This is a genomic window from Nostoc sp. (assembly GCF_036917375.1).
In the GTDB taxonomy this organism is placed as follows: Bacteria; Cyanobacteriota; Cyanobacteriia; order Cyanobacteriales; family Nostocaceae; genus Nostoc.
Genome location: NZ_JBALDN010000077.1, coordinates 78,656 through 100,473 on the forward strand (window position 1 = coordinate 78,656; position 21,818 = coordinate 100,473).

The following is a 21,818-nucleotide window of genomic DNA, read 5'->3' on the forward strand; positions in this document are numbered from 1 at the left end:
ACCTTTAACCCAAGCTTATATTTCCAAATGTTGAGCTTTATTTAGCCTTAGAGAAATTTTGGGCTGGCTGGGAATGCTAAAGAAAGCACCTGATTGTCCTTTTATTGGACGGTTGTGGATAACGTTCATTAGCCTTCTTGCAAAAGTGCTTTTTGCACTCTCGTTGGAAAAGGGACTCATGTTAAAGGGGAAGGGGAAAATACAAAACTTTTACCTTTCCCCCTTACCCTTTTCCCGACTTCTGCAAGAAGTCTATTAGCCTCATATCCAAATACTTCTCGGTTAGGCATTTTTAATTCTGAATCGGGTTTTGGGAAAAGGCTAAAGGGTAAGGGTTAAAGGTTTTTTCTTTCTCCTTTCCCCTTACCCTTTTCCCCTTAACCGAGAAGTATTGCCTCATGCTCAGTTCATCGTACTACTTAGGCTTAGAAAAATGATACCTGTCCTTCCCGGTTACAACTTTATTGAAGCTCTGCATGAAGGTGTGAATACCGTTATTTATCGCGCTTCCAAGCAGTTAGATCAAAGCCTTGCGATCGTTAAAGCCCTGAAAGCCGAGTATCCCAGCCTCGAGGAACTAACCCGACTCAGACATGAATATAAAATATCGCAGACACTAATAGATATAGAAGGAATTGTCAAGTCCCTAGCTTTAGAAAATCATCATAACGGTCTAGCCCTAATTTTGGCAGACTTTGGTGCAGAATCTCTGAAAAAGTATATTAGCGATCGCCAATTACCATTAACTGAATTTCTCACAATAGCTATTCAACTAGCATCCACTCTCACTCAACTGCATCAAGCCAAGATTATTCATAAAGATATTAAACCTGACAATATTGTTATTAACCCAAAAACCGGGCAAGTTAAAATTATCGATTTCAGTATTGCATCGCGGTTAGAAAAAGAAAATCAAAGCATCAGCAATCCCAATTTATTAGAAGGTACTCTCGCCTATATGTCACCGGAGCAAACCGGACGAATGAATCGGTCAATTGATTACCGTACCGACTTTTATTCTTTAGGCGTTACCTTTTATGAAATGCTGACAGGTTCGCTGCCATTTAATGCCGCTGACTCTCTAGAATTTGTTCATTGCCATATTGCGAAAACACCAATAACGCCTCAAGAGTTCAATCCCAAAATTCCTTCAGCAGTTTCTGATATTGTCATGAAATTATTAGCTAAAACTGCTGAAGATAGATATCAAAGCTCTTTAGGATTAAAAGCCGATTTAGAAACCTGTCTGACTCAGTTGCAGACGGATGGCGAGATTTCCCACTTTATTGTCGGTCAACTAGATTCATACAGCCAATTTTCCATCCCCCAAAAACTCTACGGACGGGAAATAGAAGTTGCTACTTTGTTAGAAGCATTCGATCGCGTCAGTTCTGGTAGTACGGAAATGATGCTAGTTTCTGGTTACTCAGGCATCGGTAAATCGTGCTTAGTTTACGAAGTTCACAAACCGATTGTGCGCCAGCGGGGTTATTTTATCTCCGGTAAATTTGACCAGTTCAAGCGGAATATTCCTTTTGCTTCTTTAATTCAAGCATTCCAAGATTTGATGCGGCAATTGCTAACAGAAACCGATGAGCAAATAGCCGTTTGGAAATCAAAACTAATAGATGCCCTTGGCTCCAATGCTCAAGTAATTATAGATGTTATTCCCGAATTAGAAAGGATTATTGGCCCGCAGCTAGCAGTTCCTCAATTAGGATCGTCAGAATCACAAAACCGATTTAATCGGGTGTTTCAACAATTCATTCATGTATTTAGTCAACCCGAACACCCGCTAGTTTTGTTTCTGGATGACTTGCAATGGGCAGATTCAGCTTCCCTCAAGCTTATCCAGTTAATTATGACCGATCCAGATAGCCAATATTTATTGCTAATTGGTGCATATCGAGATAACGAAGTAAATGCCACTCATCCCTTAATTCAGACCTTGGAGGAGATTCAAAATACTGGTGCGATCGTAAATAACATTATCCTCCAGCTTTTGGATATCGCTCACGTCAATCAGTTAGTAGCCGATACTCTTCGTAGTGAGATTTTAAAGGTAAAGCCGCTAGCTGAGTTAGTTTTTACAAAAACCCAAGGCAACCCCTTTTTCTTAACTCAATTGCTCAAATCTCTTTATCAGGACAACTTGTTATCTTTTGACTTTGAGCGCGGTTTTTGGCAATGGAATATTGAGTTTATTCAGGGAGTTAATATAACTGATAACGTCGTTGAATTGATGGTCAGTCAAATTCAAAAGCTATCTGAGAAAACACAGAATGTGTTAAAGTTTGCCGCCTGCATTGGAGACAAGTTTACTTTAGATATGTTGGCGATTATTAATAAAACATCTCAGTCAGAAACAGCAGCAGATTTGTGGGAAGCTCTGCAATCAGGTTTGGTTCTACCCCTCAACAATTTCTACAAAACACCGCTCGTTTTCGACTCAGAACAAATGGAGACTGAGAATAGGCGATCGCACATTAACCAGCCCCCATCACCCATCACCTATAAGTTCTTACACGACCGGGTGCAGCAAGCATCTTATTCTCTCATTCCAGATGACCAGAAAAAACAGACTCATCTAAAAATCGGTGAATTGCTACTAATACATACTGCGGAAAAGGACATTGAAGAAAACATTTTTGAAATTGTCAACCAACTAAATATTGGTGCTGAATTCATCACCCAACAGCCTCAAAAAGATAGACTGGCTCAACTCAATCTTATAGCTGGACAGAAAGCAAAAGCAGCAACAGCGTATGAATCATCTGTTAAATATTTAAATGTAGGTTTGGAACTACTTGCAGTAGATAGTTGGCAGTGTCAGTATGACATGACACTCAACCTTTATGTAGAAACAGCAGCAGTAGAATTCCTCAACACTAATTTCGAGCGAGCAGAAATGCTTTCTGATGTAGTTTTGGCACAAGCAAAAACCCTGCTCGATCGAGTCCAGGTGTACGAAACCAAAATGCAGTTTTATATTGCTAAAAACCAAATGCAAGCTGCATTAAATACTGGAATGCAAGTGCTAAAAATGCTAGGGTTGCCTTTATCAGAAAACCCTCCAACGAGATTGACTAGATTGAATTTAGGAGGAAAACGAATAGAGGATTTAACAGAATTGCCAGAAATGACTGATGTTTATAAATTAGCCGCACTGCGAGTTTTGATCAATCTAATTCCTCCGGTTTATATCGCAGCTCCCGAACTTTATCCCCAGGTCGTTTTTAAAATGACCAATCTCTGTCTCAAATATGGGAACTCTCCTCTGTCAGCTTATACGTATGTACTTTATGGAATGTTGCTATGTGGCGCTTTTGAAGACATGGATTCTGGTTATCAATTTGGTCAGCTAGGCTTAAAGCTGTTAAATCAATTCAATGCTAAAGAAATGACGGCGAAAATCTATGAAACATTTAATTATTTTATCAGGCATTGGAAAGAGCCAGCTATTAATACTATAGAACCGTTAATTGAGGGTGTCCAAAGAGGGCTGGAAACAGGTGATTTAGAATATGCTTCTTATTCTGCTTGTTTTTATTGTACGCATTTGTTTTTTGTAGGTGAAAATCTAGAAATAGCTCTCCAGAAACAGGCGCATTATATTGCTTTGATGCAAAGAACCAAACAAGAGTTTCAAATTATTTATGCTAAGATAGTTCGACAAACTGGTTTGAATTTAATTAAAAAAACAGCGGAACCATATCGATTAATTGGCGAAATTTTTGATGAAAATAAAATGTTGCCAATTCTGATAAATAGCAATAATTACATGGCTATTTATCCGATCTATGTTTCTAAACTGATTCTGGGTTATTTATTTAAAAATTACGATCGCGCTGCCGAGGATGCCTTGCTGGCAGAAAAATACGAACAAGGTGGACGAGGGTTGATGTATAGAGCCGAACACAAGTTCTACTCCTCTCTGACTCTCCTAGCTTTGTATCCCAGTGCATCAAAAAGCGAGCGCCAACAATATTTCAGTCAAGTGGTAGCACAGCAGAAAAAAATGAAGCAATGGGCGTTGCATTCTCCTGCTAACTATCAGCATAAGTACGATTTAGTGGAAGCAGAAAAGGCGCGAGTATTGCAACAAGATGCCAAAGCGATCGCATTTTACGATCGAGCTATAACTGGAGCCAGAGAACATGGATATATTCAAGAAGAAGCCCTAGCGTCGGAACTAGCAGCAGAGTTCTATTTTGCTTGTGGCAGAGAGAAAGTTGCTAATACCTATCTCAGCGATGCCTACTATGGATATGGTTGCTGGGGAGCGAAAGCAAAAGTCAAAGACTTGGAAAAAAGATATCCTCAACTATTTCGGATATCAAAGCGAGAAACCGTTAGTACAAACGTGACTCGGATAATTAGCTCTACGAGTGAAAATGCTTCAGACTCGCTGGATTTAGCTACAGTTATGAAAGCGTCTCAAGCTCTTTCTGGAGAAATAGTTTTGAGCAATTTGCTAACTAAATTAATGACAATTGTGCTAGAAAATGCTGGCGCTCAAACAGGCTACCTAATTTTAGAAAAGTCAGGAGACTTGCTAATAGAAGCATCAGGAGCAGTAGAGAAAACCGATGTAACTGTTCTACAAGGAATCCCAGTATCAACCAGTCAGCAGCTACCAATTTCACTAATTAACTATGTAGCCCGAACTAAAGAAAATGTTGTCCTCAGCAATGCAACTAGTGAAGGAACATTTAGCACAGATACATACATCGCCACCCATAAACCTAAATCGGTTTTATGTACACCGCTCATCCATCAAGGAAAACTCAGTGGCATTCTTTATTTAGAAAATAATCTCACCATTGGTGCATTTACATCAGATCGCTTAGAAGTATTACAACTGTTATCTTCTCAAGCGGCAATTTCCATTGAAAATGCTCGTCTTTATAAAGACTTAAAATTAGCCAATACTAACTTAGAAGCCAAAGTACAAGAGCGAACTTTAGAGTTACAGGAAAAAAATGTGCATCTGCAAAAAGCAGAAGAAATCGCCCAATCAGCCAACCGCGCTAAAAGTGATTTTCTTGCCAACATGAGCCATGAACTGAGAACACCACTTAATGGCATTTTGGGTTACGCCCAAATCCTCAAGCGTGAAAAAAGTTTAACTAACTCACAAAAAGATGGTTTGAATATTATTCATCAGTGTGGCGACCACTTATTGAACCTGATCAATGACATTTTAGACCTCTCTAAAATTGAAGCAAGAAAAATGGAACTCCACCTAACGGATTTTCATTTTCCAGAATTTCTCGAAGGCATTGCCGAAATCTGTCGTATCCGCGCCGACCAAAAAGGTATTTGCTTAATTTTTGAACAGATTACTCAACTTCCTATAGGTGTCAAGGCTGATGAAAAACGGTTGCGGCAAGCTTTGATTAACTTACTGGGTAATGCCGTTAAGTTTACTGAAACTGGAGGTGTGGCTTTTAAAGTCGGCTATCAGGAAGGTAAAATTCGGTTTCAGGTAGAAGATACAGGAATTGGTATGGCACCAGAGCAATTAGAAGAGATATTTTTGCCATTCCAGCAGGTAGGAGATCGCGATCGCAAAGCAGAAGGAACGGGATTGGGACTAGCAATTACCCGCCAATTAGTTCAGATGATGGGTGGTGAAATCCAGGTGAAGAGTACTTTAGGGAAAGGGAGCGTTTTCTTCTTTGATTTAGATTTGCCTGAAGTTTCTCAATACGCTGATGTTGTCAAAAAAGTGCAACAAAATATCCAAAGTTTTAAAGGCGAGAAGCGGAAAGTTATTGTAGCAGATGACAGAGCAGAAAATCGTGCAATCTTGGTTAAGATGCTATCGCCTTTAGGATTTGAAATTGTAGAAGCAATAGATGGTCAAGATTGCCTTAATAAGGCATCTGAATCGAATCCAGATTGTATCTTAATGGATTTGTTGATGCCTCAAATGAATGGCTTTGAAACTACCCGTCGCATTCGGCGATCGCCTGAACTAAAGAATGCGATCGTGATTGGCACTTCTGCCAGTGTTTTTGATTTCGATCTCAACAAAAGTAAAGAGGCAGGTTGCAATGATTTTCTACCTAAGCCCATCCGGATAACAGAGCTTTTAGAAAAGTTACAGTATCACTTAAAACTGGAATGGATTTATGATGATGGAGAAACTCAAGTATCTAAAGGTAATCAAGCAGAAAATTCTCAGCAATCATTGGTAACTCCTTCGGCAGAGGAAATAGCCACTCTATTGAATTTAGCAATGAAAGGCGATCTCAAAGGTATTGTAGAGCGAGTTAATCAATTGGAAGAAATGGATGTTAAATATGCACCTTTTTCTCTAGATTTGCGTCAATTAGCTAAAGGTTTTCAAGTTAAAAAAATCCGTGAAATTTTAAAAAATATAGGAGTAAATTAATGAGTATTTCCAACATCGAAAATGGCATTATATTAATCGTTGATGACAACCCGACAAATTTAGGAGTGTTATTCGATTTTTTGGCTGATTCTGGCTTCCAAGTTTTAGTAGCGCAGGATGGCGAGGATGCAATTGAACAGCTCGAATATGCTCTCCCCGATCTAATTTTGTTAGATGTACTCATGCCTGGTATGGATGGGTTTGAAACTTGCCAGCATTTGAAAGCTCAAGAATCAACTAAAGACATCCCCGTAATTTTTATGACGGCGCTTTCTGAGACGGTGGATAAGGTTAGAGGGTTGAATCTTGGGGCGGTTGATTATATTACTAAGCCGCTTCAACATGAAGAGGTTTTAGCCCGTGTCAAAATCCATTTAAGCATCCGAAACCTGACTAAGAGACTGCAAGAACAAAATGTGCATCTAGAGCAGGAGATTCAAGAACGAACTAAGGCAGAGAACGCCCTCTTAAAACTGACATCTGAGTTAGAAGAACGCGTGGAAGAAAGGACGGCTGCACTTGAGCAATCTAATCAGCTGCTGCAACAGGAAATCCAAGAGCGCATTTGTACAGAGCAAGCATTGCAAGAATCAGAAGCACGCTATCGAGAACAAGCCAATCGGCTAGAACTTGCCTTTCGCCAACTTCAAGAAACTCAAAGCCAACTGGTTCATAGTGAAAAAATGTCCAGTTTGGGACAATTGGTGGCGGGTGTCGCCCATGAAATTAACAATCCTGTCAACTTTATCTATGGAAATCTGACTCACGCCTATCAATATACCCAAGACTTGCTCAACCTTTTGAATCTCTATGCCAAGTACACTCCTTCACCGCTACCTGAAATTCAACAACTGACTGAGGCGATAGATTTAGAATTTCTGAGTGATGACCTACCCAAATTGCTGAGTTCGATGAAGGTTGGGGCTGACCGTATCCGCGAAATCATTCAGTCGTTACGGATTTTTTCTCGCGTCGATGAAGCCCAAATGAAGCTGGTAGATATTCATGCTGGGTTAGATAGCACGCTGCTGATTTTGCACAATCGCTTTAAAGCCAGTTCCAACCAACTAGGAATTCAACTCGTTAAAGAGTATGGCGATCTACCCCTTGTGGAGTGTTATGCAGGACAACTCAACCAAGTGTTTATGAATCTACTGGCGAATGCAATTGATGCTTTGGAGGAGTATGATAAACAGCGATCGCCCCAAGAAATTTACTTTTGCCGCAGCACGATTCGGATTCGCACCGAAGTAACTGATAATGAGTTTGTGACTATTTGGATTGGCGATACTGGCCCCGGTATCACAGAGGAAGTACGCGATCGCCTATTTGACCCTTTCTTTACAACAAAACCCTTAGGTAGAGGCACGGGTTTAGGCTTGTCCATTAGCCAGGAAATTGTTGTCTCTAAACATGGTGGTCAGATAACGTGTATCTCAGCACCTGGTCAGGGAACAGAGTTTATGATTAAAATTCCGATGCGATCGCACCCTTTAGAATTGACTTTGGCTGCACCGTCTTATTTTGGCTAAACCAAAAACTTTTGAAAACCAATGTAAAAATACTTTAGTTGCAAAGCGATCGCTCGTATGAACATTTTAATGCTATCTTCCACCTTTCCTTACCCACCAACGCGCGGAGGAACCCAAGTTAGGACATTTAATTTACTCAAATACTTGAGTCAACGTCATACTGTCACCCTCGTGACTCAACGCGAGGGTGATGTTACAGACGCAGAAGTAGCAGGATTACGTGATTGTGTAGATCGTCTAGCTATTTTTGAACGCCCGCCAGATTCTCAAACCACCGGAATATTGCAGAAAATACAGCGATTTGGCAGATTTTTGCAGCAGGGAACACCGCCAAGCGTACTTAACCGCTACTCAGTTGAGATGCAAACATGGGTTGATAACTGGGTGGAAGCAGGAAAATGCGATGTAATTACTTGCGAACATAGCGTCAATGAAATTTATGTGCGATCGCATTTTCAAAAACAGCTAAAAACCATCGTTAATGTTCATAGTTCTGTTTATGCTAGCTGTCATAACCAATTAACAACAGGCATTTCAGAAAATTCACTCAGAGATAAAATTAATCTGCCACTTTTGCGGCGTTATGAACAGAGTTACTGTGCTAAATTTTCGGCAATTGTGGCGACAACAGCAGAAGATAAAATTCAACTACAAGAATTTAACCCCAATAGTGAAATTACAGTTATTCCCAATGGCGTAGATTTAGTTTCTTTCCCCAAGCGTACCACCGATCCCGGAGGACATCGCTTAATTTTTATTGGTGCAATGGATAATTTAGCAAATATTGATGCTGTCTGCTTTTTCAGCAATGAAGTTTTGCCAGAAATCCAAAAATTGTATCCTGATACTACTTTCGATATTGTCGGTTCTCATCCAGTGGCAGAAGTTTTAGCACTTGATAAAAAACCAGGAATTAATGTGCTGGGACGTGTACCTTCGATGGCAGAATATTTACATCGAGCTACCATCTGCGTTGTACCGATGCGGACTGGGTTTGGTATTAAAAATAAAACTTTAGAGGCAATGGCAGCTGGTATACCTGTAGTAGCCAGCGATCGCGGCTTAGAGGGATTAGCTGTAGATGCTGCTAGTCATCCATTACGGGCATTACGATCCAATAAACCAGCAGAGTACGTCACCGCGATTAGTCAACTATTCGATCGTCCACATCTGCGTTCGGAATTGTCTCACAACGGCAGACAACTGGTAGAAACAGAATTCACTTGGGATATTGCTGGTAAAAGCTATGAACAAGTTTGTCTTGGGAAATAGAAAAATGCTTGCCCTGACAAAGATCCCATCACTAACTCTAGATAATTTCTAATTTTTCTTTCTTGTCTCTGAGGGACAAATATGTGTAGAGACGTTGTATTGCAACGTCTCTATATCGGTCGTACAAATGATCTTATCTAAATCGTATTGGTTTTTAGTTAGCTGGGAAATAAGCACGTCAATTATTTTCAAATCTAGTCGAACAACCTAACACAAGTAATTTCTTCTGCTTACGCTTCTTCTTATTTTTGAGAGTAATCAAATAATTATCAACGTAGCGAAAAGCAGCTGCACCGTCGTAATCAGCAATGGCTATAGCTTGCAAGAAAACCTTTGAGGGAATTTCAAACCCTAAAAATTTTTCTGTTAAGATTAATAAATCTTCATCTGTAGCAGGAAAAGTAGTTTCTTCTGTATCTTCGGAATCAGAAAATATATCATCGATTAATGCTTTATACACTTTGTACCTCCCCAAAAGCATAAGATGCAAAGCCTGTAATGAAGTTTAGTTGCTGATCGCGAGTTTGTAAGTTAACTGGGAGTTCAGTACCAGCACATCCGATTTCCCGTAAAATTTCCAAACAATAAGCACCGAGTTGAGTGTATGGAGCTTGCTCCAATTCTTGAGCTACTTCTAGAGCCATCTCCAGATTGACTTGGATAACCGTCTTTACAGGGTTGGTCATAAATCCGCCCTCATAAACTGGATGCTCTAAGTTTTGATCGCAAACAGAAATAGCGTAACGGTGTTTTTGCGGAATTTATGAAGAGGGGAAATTAAAGTATCAGCGCATTTGCGGTAATGTACCCAAAGTTATGCAAACTAGTCCCAGAGTAGGCAATTTCTATCTAAGTGCGATCGCCTGCGATAATACGTATAAATATCTACAAATATTCCCATATTATTGCCAATATACTTACTTTTTGTGGGGTAAGCCACAAAGCCCACCCCACAATATTGGATAATTTATTTGTTATAAATCCCTGATATCTAGTCTTGCACAGTAGTTTAACAAGAGAGGCAGAAGGCAGTTATTGCAAGACTAATACTGTCCTTAGCAAGGGTCTAAGTCAAGAACACCAAATCTCTGCCATTGATGGACTGTAATATGTATGGTGGCGGCCTGTTTCTTGTGCGTCTTGTAGAAAAGCCACTACCAGATTGTATCCCTTCTGCCTTCTGCCTTCTTCACGCTTTAACCTTAGCTTTAGACCAGACACCATTTTCATCTTCATCATATTGTTGGTGAACAGTCTCCCAAGCAGCTTGTTCGGCTGTGAACTCGTCACTTCTTTCTTTGAGTACAGCATTATATCGTTCAATGAATGTACTCTGAGCTTCATCAGAAAGATGAGCGCGAACTTCAGGAGACAAGTCTGCTGGACTGTTGCACTGTCCAGAACAAGAACGAGCCAGAGTTTTCTCAATTGTGTGAATTTCTTCGCCACCAGCACTTTCAAGCAGCAATTGAAATTCGCCAGCGCGATCGCTCGGAACTTCTGCCATCACGAAAAATTCGCCAGCTTGTAAGCGAGTTTGGTAGATAGCCGCTTTATCTTCTGGCATTCCCAAAGTGGTTAGAACCGATACTAGACCGGCACCTGCACTACCTGCGATCGCTCCACTAGCAGCCCCCAATAACACTGCACCAATAGGCCCTGCTGCCACAATTGGGCCGACAAAGGGAATAAACAGTACGCCTACACCCGTAAGCAAGCTGAGAAAGGAACCAAACAAGGAACCAAAAACTGCTCCTGTTCTCAAACCTCCTAGAATCACATCCTTTTTACTAATGAAGCCAGCGATTCTCGTTTCTGACTGGAAGTTTCTGCCCATGACCGAAATATGATCTCTAGGCACACCCCTATCTAATAAACGTCGAATCACATCATCAATTTGCTTCTGCTCTTTGAATACAGCAGAAATAGTACGTTCTGCTTTGTATACTTCTGACACTTAAAAACTCCTTGTACTATCTTGTTTTTGCAATGAAGATGACCAATCAATTTTATATTGTTAGATTGACTGCACCCATAAGGATGAGCCACTGCGCTAGACGGATTCCCCAGGATAAAAAGGGCCAGCCGCGTGGGCGGAATTTCCCACTTGAGCGGACTGGCGTTAAGTGGGATTGGCGCATGAACCAATTTTCAATTCCAAAATTGGCAGGGTGAATGAGTAAATCCAGCCAGATTGATTCTTTCACATCAATTGAGGGAGGAATCGATCCTCCCTCAACTGATTTCACATGCAGCCGTCCTGAAGTCAGATGTTATGGCTATACACCTACGGGAGTCTTAGTCCCTGCTGTTGGCTGTCTGCCATCTGCATCTATTGCCTCGCCTTCAATAAATGAACGCAGCATCCAAGCTATCTCTTCATGCTGTTCGAGTAGTCCAGTCAAAAAGTCGGCAGTTCCTTGATCGTGGAACTTTTCACCAGACTGATCTACATGGTCTCTCAAATTACGAATAACCTGCTCGTGATCGTCCACTAAATTAGCTACCATCCCTGTTGCTGTGGGCACATTACCAGCATGTTCTTTGAGGGTAGCAAGCTTGAGAAATCCCTCTAATGTGCCAACTGGATAACCGCCCAAAGCACGAACCCGCTCTGCCAAAGCATCAATATTTAGAGTCAGCTTTTCATAGTGTTCTTCCCAAAGCTGGTGCAAAGAGCGGAACTGAGGGCCAACGACATCCCAGTGATACTTTTTGGTTTTCACCAGCAGTAAATAGGCATCTGCCAAATCTTGATTTAACAGATTAATTACACCTTGACGCTGTTCGTCTGTCAAACCAATGTTTATCGCACGCATTATTTTCCATCCCTAAGCAAACTTATTTATTAACTTGCCAAATTTTCCACATAATCCACATCAACCAAAGGAAACATTATGAGTTTAGATTAATCATCACATTCCATAGCTATACTTACACCTTAATAGGGATGAACATATTTTTATATTTAATTTAAGTCGCGATCGCCACATTAAAAAGTAGTAATGGGTCACTGCTTTCATGCAATCACTCATTACTACCAAAAAATTACCAAGGTATTAACTCTGTTACTTACCTGTAACTTTTTCTAAGAAATTCTTTGCTTTTTCTTCTACAGAGGTAGCACCCTGCGAATTTTCTGGACGCTTCTGCTTGTCAATATCAGCGGCTCCCTGAACCTCATTGAGTCCTTCGTTAGTCTCCTTTTGAGTCTCTTTCAATCCTTCTGGTGGTTCTTTAGCGGCTTCGTCAGTTTTGCGCTGAATGTCTAACAGTTGTGTAGTACCTTCGGTGGGATTACTTTGGTAGCTATCGATTGCAAAAGCAGGAAAAGCATTTGAGAATAATACTAGAGCACAAGTAAAAGCTACTACTAGAAAACGTACTGGACGGAAAATAGATAAAACAGAACTAATCATCTTCATTTGAAATCCTCAATAACAGCTTTAACAACGCAGAACTTTCAGTGAAAGAGCGAAGCATATACCTTTACTTACTTAGCAATTTTAAGCAATAATAAAATTGGCAAGCTCCGCTTCAATTTAGAAGTTCTTGAAAAACGAACTTTACGAAGAGATTTTTTTGGATTTCTGCATCGGATTAGTAAGGGATAATAAGCAAATACCACCTTAATTCTTTAGCAAAATCATTAGATTTCGTAATTGAAATCCTTCATTTCAGTTCCCTGTTTACACTTTTACTTTGAAAAAGCTAGGGTATGCATCAATCTCTAGAATGAAGTTTACTGTATCTTTAGTTATAATAAAATCAGTCTCTAGGTATATCGACTTAATCTAGTTTTGTCAGGCTAATGGCTATACTATTTATGTTCAGTTAGCTGGACTTTATCAAATTAAAGAAATTAAAGAATATGCACCTTAGCGGACATTTGTAAAGTATCAATTTATGTAAAGACTCTCCTTAATCCCCTTTAATAAAAAGAGAAAATAAATCTTTTATTAAATTTGATAAGTCTGCCTTATGACCTCTTCTATCGAATTTAGGTGATGGAACATTTCTATTAATTCATGGGATCTTGTTTTTCGCTTTCCCAGCAGCACTTTTAAGGGCGTTAAATAATGAATATCTGGGTCATCTCCTAAAGCAAGTTCGGCTGCTTGCAAGACTTTTGTCGCATTTTCAAAAATATATTCGTTTTGAAACGCTTCTTTTGCAGAAAGTTGGTGTAACGCTGCATCGGGTACAGTTGCTCTACCCGGTAAGGTTTCATCTAATACCAAACCTTTCAATAATATCAGCAAAGCCGCATAGATTGAAAAATCATCACAACTATCACAAGCCTTAAATTCGATGCGTCCCACTTCCGCCGGAATGCGGGCGATTTTTGTTAAGGCAGGTATACTATTAATCAGTTGTTCTTCTTTTGGAACAAAAACCAGAGTAGCTGGTCTTTTGCCAGTTCTGATAAATGTTCGTACCGATAGCCCATCCCATAAACTTCCGTTATAAAAAGGGGAACTATAACTAAAAGGAACGATATAGGGACTATAATAAGTGAACTTTCTGCCAATATCGATTGCATCTTCAGTTGACAAATCTGCCACAGAAATATTTAAATCTGGCCCATAAGATACCATGTGAATATTAGCAGTTTGTTCGTCAGGATAAGCTTCTAGCTGTTTGATTTCATAATTGTTTAATGGGGGTTGAGGTTCAAAAGCTGGATTGTAGGGATTGAAACTAACCAAAACTGGTGATAAGCCAAAGTCAGCCGCAACCTGACGTAGCAAGTCAAAACTTTCTGATAATTCAGCAATAGCACCTTGGATATTAGAATGAATAGTTGTTCTAATTTCAATACCTTTAACATGACAGTCTATGACTTCATCAGAATCCGCAAATCTTTCAAATCCCTCAATGTACCATCTCTTCATTTTAATACCCGCATCACCAACGCGGAGTTGAGGATAGTCACTGGAGTATGTAGGTAGCCTTGCAATAATTTGATTGAAATCAGCAAATTTTGTGTGGGAAAAATCAGCAAATTTTCCCTCATTGTTCAAGAACGCGACTTCATGTTCAATGCCAAAGAAAAACATTATATATACCTTAATTTTTGAGAGTTAACCTAATTTCACTAATGCCAAGCGATCGCAATCCCATAAAGAAGCAAGTAACATCAGTAAACGATTTATTAGAGAAAAGCGTCGGCGATATTTAGCTGGCAGGTTCGCATACTTAGAAAACTCCATCACTTTGTAGCACAAATTACAGTCTTGAACCTGATGAATATTTGAGAGACTCCAATCAAATTCACTTTAAGTAGAAAAATTCTCAATAATGGTACAAATGGATTTTACCTTAAGACCGACTATTGCGATTTGAAAACTTCTCTGATTTATTTTTCTGTGTTGCTTCTACTATCTTCATAGTCACTGGGTAGGGTAGCGTAGTAGTGACTGAGGAAAGCTTGAGACGTGAGTTTATGACAAGTACCGTTCAATCCCCCTACAGCAACGAACAGATTGCCGCTTGGTTGCGTGGACTGCTTACTATTGCTTGGGCTGATGGTAATTTTGACGAGCAAGAACAGGAATTAATTGCCAGCATCACCGAAAAAGAATTAGCTCCTAAGATTAAATTCGATTCACTAGAGGTAATTACCGCAGAGGAATTAGCCGCAGCGTTGGGTAAAGGTACACCAGCCGCAGAAAATTTCTTAAGGACAGCGATCATGGTAGCGATCGCAGATGGTACTTATTCTCCCAGCGAAGATGAGGTTCTGCAACAGTTCTGCCAAGCCTTGGAACAGCCAGAAGAGTTACTGGAAGCGCTTCGCCACACTCTGGAACACCCACAGCAAATTACTCCCACTATCGCCAGCCCTGGGCTGACAAAGCGTCAAATTAATGCCCTACAACCCCTGCAAGACTGGCTCGATAGGCTAGATATCCAAGACCCAAGAGTAGCCCGCTTTTTGTGTAAAATGATTCCTGCCCAGTGTCCCTTTGAACGAGATGTCACCCTATTTGGACGCAAAATTGTGCATATCCCACCGATGTGTAAAATTAACCCGTTATATGAGCAACTGGTAGGCTTACGTTTTCGTGCCCTCTCCTATTTAGCAGATAAATGCGGTGAAGATGTATCGCCATATATTTGAGTAGGGAGTAGGGGAGCAATACTGCTTGGTTAAAGGGAAAAGGGTAAGGGGAAAAGGATTGGAAGGCTCGATATATAAGGTTTTTCCCCTTTAACATGAGTCCCTTGCCCCTCTGCCCCTTGGCCACTGAGCGTAGCCGTTGGCGCAGCCTCTCGTAGAGAAGTGCTGCCCCTTTGCCTCTTCCCAATGCCCAATAAATAGTTCTGTAATTGAGTGAAAAATCTGACTCTGCTTTTGGGAATACTTGATTTATTCACCTGACTAATCTAGAACTCAGGCATTATCAATATGAAATGGATGAAACCATCTTTATATTTTGTACCCTTTTCCTTACCTTTGTATTTGCTTTCTGCTTTAACAGCACAAGTACAAGCTCAGTCGTACCATCCCAATAAAACTTGGCAAGTTAGTCAAACATTTAAGCCACCACAACGGGGAAAACTTCCCACAAGTGCTGGTGGTTCTACCCGTGGTAGCTCTTGCCTAAAAGGTAAACAATTAATAACTCCCTTAATACCTCCCGATAAATTAGGGCTGACATTTGCTCAACATCCAACATTTTTCTGGTATATACCTCCATCTCAACTCAAAACAGCCAAGTTTCTGCTCTTGACTGAAGACCAGAACGTATTTTATGAAGCCTCTTTTACACTTCCAAATCAATCGGGAATTATTAGCTTTAAACTTCCTGACAGTGCCCCTGCACTCGCTGTAGGTAAAACTTATCATTGGTATCTAACAATTATTTGTGATAATCAAGACTCTAGTGCAAATCCGACTGTAGATGGTTGGGTGGAACGCACTCAACCAGGAGCAACTTTGTCAGAGGCGTTAGCAAAGGCGAATTTGTACAAGTTGCCCACTATTTATGCAGAAGCTGGGATTTGGCATGAAGCGCTGACTAGTTTGGTGCAGCTACGCCGGACTGAGCCGAATAATTTCAAAGCGAGGCTGGATTGGAAACAATTTTTCAAGTCTGTAGGTTTGAGTGCGATCGCTTCCGAACCATTGATTGATTGTTGCACATCTAAGAATTAACCACAAAATTAAAAAAGGGTATTGGGCATCGGGAAAACTCCAAACTCCTAACTCCAAACTCCTAACTCAGCACTCAGCACTCAGCACTCAGCACTAAATATTATGTGGGCAAAGCTGAAACCGTACATCTGGCAATGGCGGGGTGTTTTACTTGCTGTTCCCAATATTACAGCCCTGGTGATTGCAATACGCTTAACTGGGTTACTGCAATTGTTGGAATTGGCAGCACTAGATCAATTTTTTATCCTCCGTCCACGAGAGTCGGCTGATACCCGCATTGTCATAGTTGAGATTAATGAGGCAGATGTCCGCAAGCAGGGACAGTGGCCTATGCCTGATGGAAAACTTGCTAGTTTGTTAGAGAAAATCAAACAGCAAAAACCTAGAGCGATTGGTTTAGATATTTATCGTGATTTACCTGTAAATCCCGGTCATCAAGACTTACTTAAGGTGTTTAAGTCTACTCCTAATTTGATTGGAGTCCAAAAAGTCTCTGATACTATTGATAGTTCGGCGGTTGATTCATCTCCAGAACTGAAACAACTTCATCAAGTTGGGTCGAATGATTTACCCATAGATGGAGATGGCAAAATTCGACGAGCATTATTGTACGTAAATTTAAATAATGACGAGATTCTGGAAAGTTTTGGGTTAAAACTGGCATTGTTGTACTTGAAACCTGAAGGTATTACTGCCAAGCCATCGGCAACTAACTCTAATTACTTGCAGTTAAATCGGGGTGTTTTCCCGATTTTTGAAGCTAATGATGGAGGTTACGTCCGAGCCGATGCTGGGAGTTATCAAGTGCTGTTGAATTACCGAGGACGGATACAGCAGTTTACTAAAGTATCTCTTACCGAAGTGCAAGAGAATCTCATCCCACGAGATTTAATGCGGGACAAGGTGGTATTAATTGGTGCTACTGCTGAGAGTTTGAAGGATCTATTCTATACGCCTTACAGCAGTAATGTCTTGACTGACCCAGAACGAATGGCGGGTGTCACAATTCATGCTAATTTGGTTAGTCAAATTTTAAGTACGGCGATGGAAGGCCGTCCATTGATTAAGTGTTTACCTGAGCCGCTAGAATGGCTATCAATTTTAATTTGGTCAATTATTGGTGCTAGCTTGTGTTGGCTGCAACGCCATAGTAGCAATCAGAAAACCTTAATGACTCTTAGTGTTTGTCTTGCGAGTGGGAGTTTAATTGGTGGCAGCTTTTTGGCGTTTTGGGCTGGTTGGTGGATTCCCGTTATACCTTCATTGCTGGCTTTTGGAGGTTCTGCGATCGCACTCACTCAGTATATTGCCCAAAGTGCTACCGAGATGCGAAAAACCCTCGGCCGCTATCTAACTGATGAAATCGTCGCCAATATCCTTGAAACTCCTTCTGGGTTAAAGCTAGGGGGAGAACGCCGAAAAGTTACGGTTCTCGTATCTGATTTAAGAGGATTCTCAGCTTTTTCCGAACAATTGCCCCCGGAAGAAGTAGTAAAGATTTTGAATCTTTATCTGGGAATAATGACAGATGTAATTAACCAGTATAAAGGCACAATTAATGAGTTTATGGGTGATGGTATTTTTGTGGTGTTTGGTGCGCCAATTAGTCGCAAGGATGATTCTCAACGAGCCATCGCCTGTGCTATTGCCATGCAATTAGCAATGGAGCAAGTGAATGAACAAAATCAGCAAATGAATTTTCCAATTCTGGAAATGGGAATTGGGATTAACACAGGCGAGGCTGTAGCGGGAAATGTTGGTTCTCAAAAACGCGCTCAATATACAGTTGTTGGCAGTCATGTTAATTTGGCTGCTCGAATTGAATCTTATACAGTGGGAGGACAGATTTTAATTTCCGAAAATACCTGTAAAGATGCCAATATTGACCTACAAATTGCTGGACAAATACAAATAGAACCCAAGGGTATAAAACATCCTGTGACAATTTGTGAAATTCGTGGCATTGGTGGGAAATATAATTTATTCTTGCCTAAATATGATGAAGAAATGATCGTTCTTACTCAAAAAGTACCTGTAAAATACTCAATTTTGCAAGGGAAACATGCAGTAGGAACAGTATTTATGGGGGAATTGATTAGCCTCTCAGAAAAAGGAGCGCAGATGCGATCGCCACATTCTTTAGAACTCTTGAGTAATCTCAAACTCAAGTTATTGATTGAGGCAGAAATGGCTATAGACGAAGATATTTATGCCAAGGCAATCGAACAGTCTGATGTTGACGAGCATCTTTTTCTGCTTAGGTTTACAGCTGTTCCCCCAAAAGCGATCGCAATTCTCAATGCACTGCGTCAGCTAGGGTGAGATTAAGGCATCAATCTTGAAATGATCACAAATGGAGGTGTATGGAAATAGGGTAAACCGAAAAAGTAGGTAGTCTAGCTTTTTCTAAAACAGTAACAATTGTTGCTGATACAACCAAGCGATCGCGGTAAGATTTTGGACTTAAGCCCGATCTAACTCCAATAACTCATAATTTTCAACGAATAATTAATAATTCGTAATTTCTGCTATAAAGCAACTCACTTGAGTTCTGGAGTTACAAATATGATTTCTTCTAAAACTGAGATTCAATTACATTCTAAGAACAAATGACAAACGGAAACAAATTTCAAAGATTAGTAGAACTTGCAAATGATTATGGAATTATTTGCGAACCAACACCAGAAGAATGTTTGATTGCATCCTTGCCTGGAGACGATGATTTCTTATTAGCTTTTACTTGGTCTGGTACAGTTGAGGGAGAGCCGTCAGAGCATGAATTAATCGCAATTAGCGTACAAGATATAGTCAAAGAAGTTACCGTTGCAGCTTGGCAGATTCCTTTTTATTTATTCGGAAACGTTTTAAGGCAGGCTCAGATGCTTGTCGCTGCCCATAAAGATTTTGTTAGCTAATAGACAACCAGTATCCCAAAACTGCTATCCCTGTCAACTATCTGTGGCAGGGATTTTTATTTCAACTACTGCTTTAAAGATTTATCAAATATTATCTGTTGAAAGTAAAAATAATTAATCTCTTCTTTTATTAATTTTTTTAACTATTTTAATTCTCTTAACTGTCTTAACTGTCTTAACTGTCTCTTAATGTAGTTATTTAACTGTCTGCTTAATTTTTTATATCTTCTTAAATATTAGTATAAAAAATTACTTAAATTTATAGATTGGCAAAAATAGTAACCACGCTAGACACTATGTATACCCTTTAGGTATAGTCTACAGGCTAAAATAAGCTGTGCAGATTCAGAAGATGAGATGAAAATTATTACATAGTTTGAAAGTAAAAATTATAACTAACTACTACAGATCCTATTATTTAGTTTCTTAAAGTTTGAGTAATCTTCTTTCATCTTTTATCTGCTTGCAAGTTATGTAAAATCATGGTTTTATCAAGTTAATGACCAAGTTATAGGAATTGGTTAGCTTGATAGTTATCTAATTGATAGTGAAGTTTAATGTCACTATTGTCATATCAAGTTCGGGTAATGACTGATTATTAAAATATCTACGCATTTATGCATTTTTGTATCTATGCGTCAGTTCTAATAAGAAGTTTTCAACCGGACATGATATTAGTTAGTCGGCATAGTTGGTCAAGAACAAAATTCAAAGCCCTATACATCAAATATCAAATAGCATTTCTCTCCAACAGCAAAAAGAAACATATCAGTTTTCAAGTTTGAATCTGTGTAAATTCAAGTAAGAAAGGAAAAGACAAATGGTTAATCCCGTAATATTGATTCCAGGACTAGCAGGATCGAGGCTAAAAACACACAAGAAAAATCAGTCAGAGGAAGGTGTGACAGGCGGTAAACTTTGGGTCGGTCAAGATATGGCACCACCAGCAGGCCAAAAAAGTCAGAAAGTAGATGAACAGACAGATGTGGAATATCCACCATCAAATATAGTCGGACTTAATGCACCAGTATATGCTATAAAAGCAGATCAACCTACTGAAGATCCGGTTGTCACGAATTGGAAAAAGAACCTGAAATTGAAGGATAGTAATGGCATAACCCCAGAAGTAGAAACAGACCAAAATCCGCCGCTAACAGAAGATGATCCAGACGTTCAATTTAATCGATTTGTAGATGGAATACAGGGGATTAAAAATTTAGCTGTTTCTCAAAAGGAGCTAAACGATATAAAAGCATTGATAGCAATCTCTTTTGGAGATAATCGTAAAAAATTGGAGGAATTGTACGCAGGTTTGCAAAAAGTGAATTACTTTTCAGAATTAGTAACTGCGTTATTAGACACTGATGAGTACCGAGGCGAAGCAGCTGTGTTGCCCGCAAATTTGGTAGCCCTTCCTTATGATTGGCGAATAGGCCCAACAGGTTTGGAACAGCGATATCAATATTTCTCTAAACTCAAGAGTACTATAGAGGAATTATACAAACCCAGCTTAATCCCACTTAAACTAGCTACACCTGTGGTAATAATAGCCCACAGTATGGGAAATAGGGTGACGCAATATTTCTTGGAGTGGATCAAAAACGATCCCTCCGCAGGACAAGCTTGGATAGATAAACATATAGAACGATACATAGCAGTTAGCCCACCGTGGATAGGTGCGCCACTAGCAATTCGTCTGCTGTCAACAGATGATGGATTTAATTTAGGAGGAGCAAGTTTATCGGGCATTAAAAAGGCATTACAATCCTTTTCTAGCATTCCTTCGCTATTGCCAGTAACAAAAGCGCAGTACCAGTATTTCAACACAACAGATTTTTCGTTTATCAGAAATGAAGGTGTTGGTGAGTCACAGACAATCGCTCCCGGTGACTTTAGAGCAGAAACAACCGAAAACATATTACAACTTGGAGGAGCCGAAAGTACGACGCTGAAATATATCAAGGATTATTATGAACAAGATCCGAATTTCAGTGATGGAGAATTCGGGAGTAAAGTGGTGAAAAGCCCACCCATCAAGAACATTGATGTCATTTATTCAACTGGTTTTGAGTCACCAGTAGGAGCATACTACTATCAAGAAGGAGAAGAACTCAAAGTAGCGAGTTATTTGGGTACACCCGAAGAGCCTGTGGAGGACGGAAACTTCGTTGTCATCAACGGAGTAAGATTAGAAAAAGCGGATAGAACACAACAACTGATCTCAGATGATGGAATCACTAATTCAGGAGATGGAGTAGTTGCATACGGAAGTTTGGCATACTTTAGGACATGGCAGCCAAACCCAGATGTACAAAACCAAACAATAACTGCATATCCATTTGCTAAACCTCAAGGGGCTGAAGCTCCAGAATTAAAAGAAAAAGGGATTGATTTTAGCCATAACGCAATTTTACGACACCCAGATGTGATTGCAAGAATTTTCAGTTTGTTGGGGGTATCAAAAACAATACCAACACCTGTTAGCGTATAAATTTTCAGAAGATTAGACCTCTTGCAAAAGTGCTTTTTGCAAGAGG

General features: G+C 39.9%; 14 protein-coding genes. 8 read left to right on the plus strand and 6 right to left on the minus strand.

What is annotated here, in order from left to right:
- Positions 1-433: 433 nt before the first annotated feature.
- Genes V7K45_RS19945 through V7K45_RS19955 form a run of 3 tightly spaced genes read left to right on the plus strand, consistent with a single transcriptional unit; the run spans position 434 to position 9,204 of the window.
- Positions 434-6,400, plus strand: a complete 5,967-nt coding sequence (locus tag V7K45_RS19945; protein ID WP_335006426.1) for a hybrid sensor histidine kinase/response regulator — start codon at positions 434-436, stop codon at positions 6,398-6,400.
- Complete coding sequence (locus V7K45_RS19950; RefSeq protein ID WP_335006428.1) at positions 6,400-7,932, plus strand: hybrid sensor histidine kinase/response regulator; 1,533 nt, start codon at positions 6,400-6,402, stop codon at positions 7,930-7,932. Before V7K45_RS19945 ends, V7K45_RS19950 begins: the two co-directional genes overlap by 1 nt.
- Before the next feature lie 57 nt (positions 7,933-7,989).
- A complete protein-coding gene (locus V7K45_RS19955; protein WP_335006430.1) occupies positions 7,990-9,204 on the plus strand; it encodes a glycosyltransferase family 4 protein in 1,215 nt (404 codons plus the stop codon).
- A gap of 178 nt (positions 9,205-9,382) precedes the next feature.
- On the opposite strand, the gene V7K45_RS19960 is transcribed toward V7K45_RS19955, so the two are convergent.
- The 6 genes from V7K45_RS19960 to V7K45_RS19985 form a co-directional block, all read right to left on the minus strand.
- Positions 9,383-9,664 (minus strand): hypothetical protein, encoded by a 282-nt coding sequence (locus tag V7K45_RS19960; RefSeq protein ID WP_335006432.1) that lies wholly within the window; start codon positions 9,662-9,664, stop codon positions 9,383-9,385.
- Complete coding sequence (locus tag V7K45_RS19965; protein WP_094352841.1) at positions 9,657-9,890, minus strand: hypothetical protein; 234 nt, start codon at positions 9,888-9,890, stop codon at positions 9,657-9,659. The genes V7K45_RS19960 and V7K45_RS19965 overlap by 8 nt, the downstream gene beginning before the upstream one ends.
- 503 nt (positions 9,891-10,393) lie before the next feature.
- Positions 10,394-11,161, minus strand: coding sequence for a ChaB family protein (locus V7K45_RS19970; RefSeq protein ID WP_335006434.1), 768 nt, complete (start codon positions 11,159-11,161; stop codon positions 10,394-10,396).
- A 322-nt stretch (positions 11,162-11,483) separates the two neighbouring features.
- On the minus strand, positions 11,484-12,023 hold the full coding sequence (locus tag V7K45_RS19975; protein ID WP_335006436.1) for a Dps family protein: 540 nt from the start codon (positions 12,021-12,023) through the stop codon (positions 11,484-11,486).
- Positions 12,024-12,272: 249 nt separating this feature from the next.
- Positions 12,273-12,629, minus strand: coding sequence for a hypothetical protein (locus V7K45_RS19980; protein WP_335006438.1), 357 nt, complete (start codon positions 12,627-12,629; stop codon positions 12,273-12,275).
- 534 nt (positions 12,630-13,163) lie between these two features.
- The gene (locus V7K45_RS19985) at positions 13,164-14,264 is read right to left on the minus strand and encodes a glutamate-cysteine ligase family protein (protein WP_335006440.1); all 1,101 of its coding nucleotides are present in this window, start codon (positions 14,262-14,264) and stop codon (positions 13,164-13,166) included.
- Positions 14,265-14,650: 386 nt separating this feature from the next.
- Between V7K45_RS19985 and V7K45_RS19990 the strand changes: the two genes are divergently transcribed.
- From V7K45_RS19990 to V7K45_RS20010, 5 genes are all read left to right on the plus strand, one after another.
- Entirely contained in the window at positions 14,651-15,328 is a 678-nt protein-coding gene (locus tag V7K45_RS19990; protein ID WP_335006442.1) for a Mo-dependent nitrogenase C-terminal domain-containing protein, read from the plus strand.
- Positions 15,329-15,616: 288 nt separating this feature from the next.
- Positions 15,617-16,366 (plus strand): DUF928 domain-containing protein, encoded by a 750-nt coding sequence (locus V7K45_RS19995; protein WP_335006444.1) that lies wholly within the window; start codon positions 15,617-15,619, stop codon positions 16,364-16,366.
- 102 nt (positions 16,367-16,468) lie between these two features.
- Positions 16,469-18,688: a CHASE2 domain-containing protein gene (locus tag V7K45_RS20000; protein ID WP_335006446.1), complete on the plus strand. Its 2,220-nt coding sequence runs from the start codon at positions 16,469-16,471 to the stop codon at positions 18,686-18,688.
- Positions 18,689-18,975: 287 nt separating this feature from the next.
- Complete coding sequence (locus V7K45_RS20005) at positions 18,976-19,281, plus strand: hypothetical protein (protein ID WP_335006448.1); 306 nt, start codon at positions 18,976-18,978, stop codon at positions 19,279-19,281.
- 820 nt (positions 19,282-20,101) lie between these two features.
- Positions 20,102-21,772, plus strand: coding sequence for a lipase/acyltransferase domain-containing protein (locus tag V7K45_RS20010; protein ID WP_335006450.1), 1,671 nt, complete (start codon positions 20,102-20,104; stop codon positions 21,770-21,772).
- Positions 21,773-21,818 lie beyond the last annotated feature (46 nt).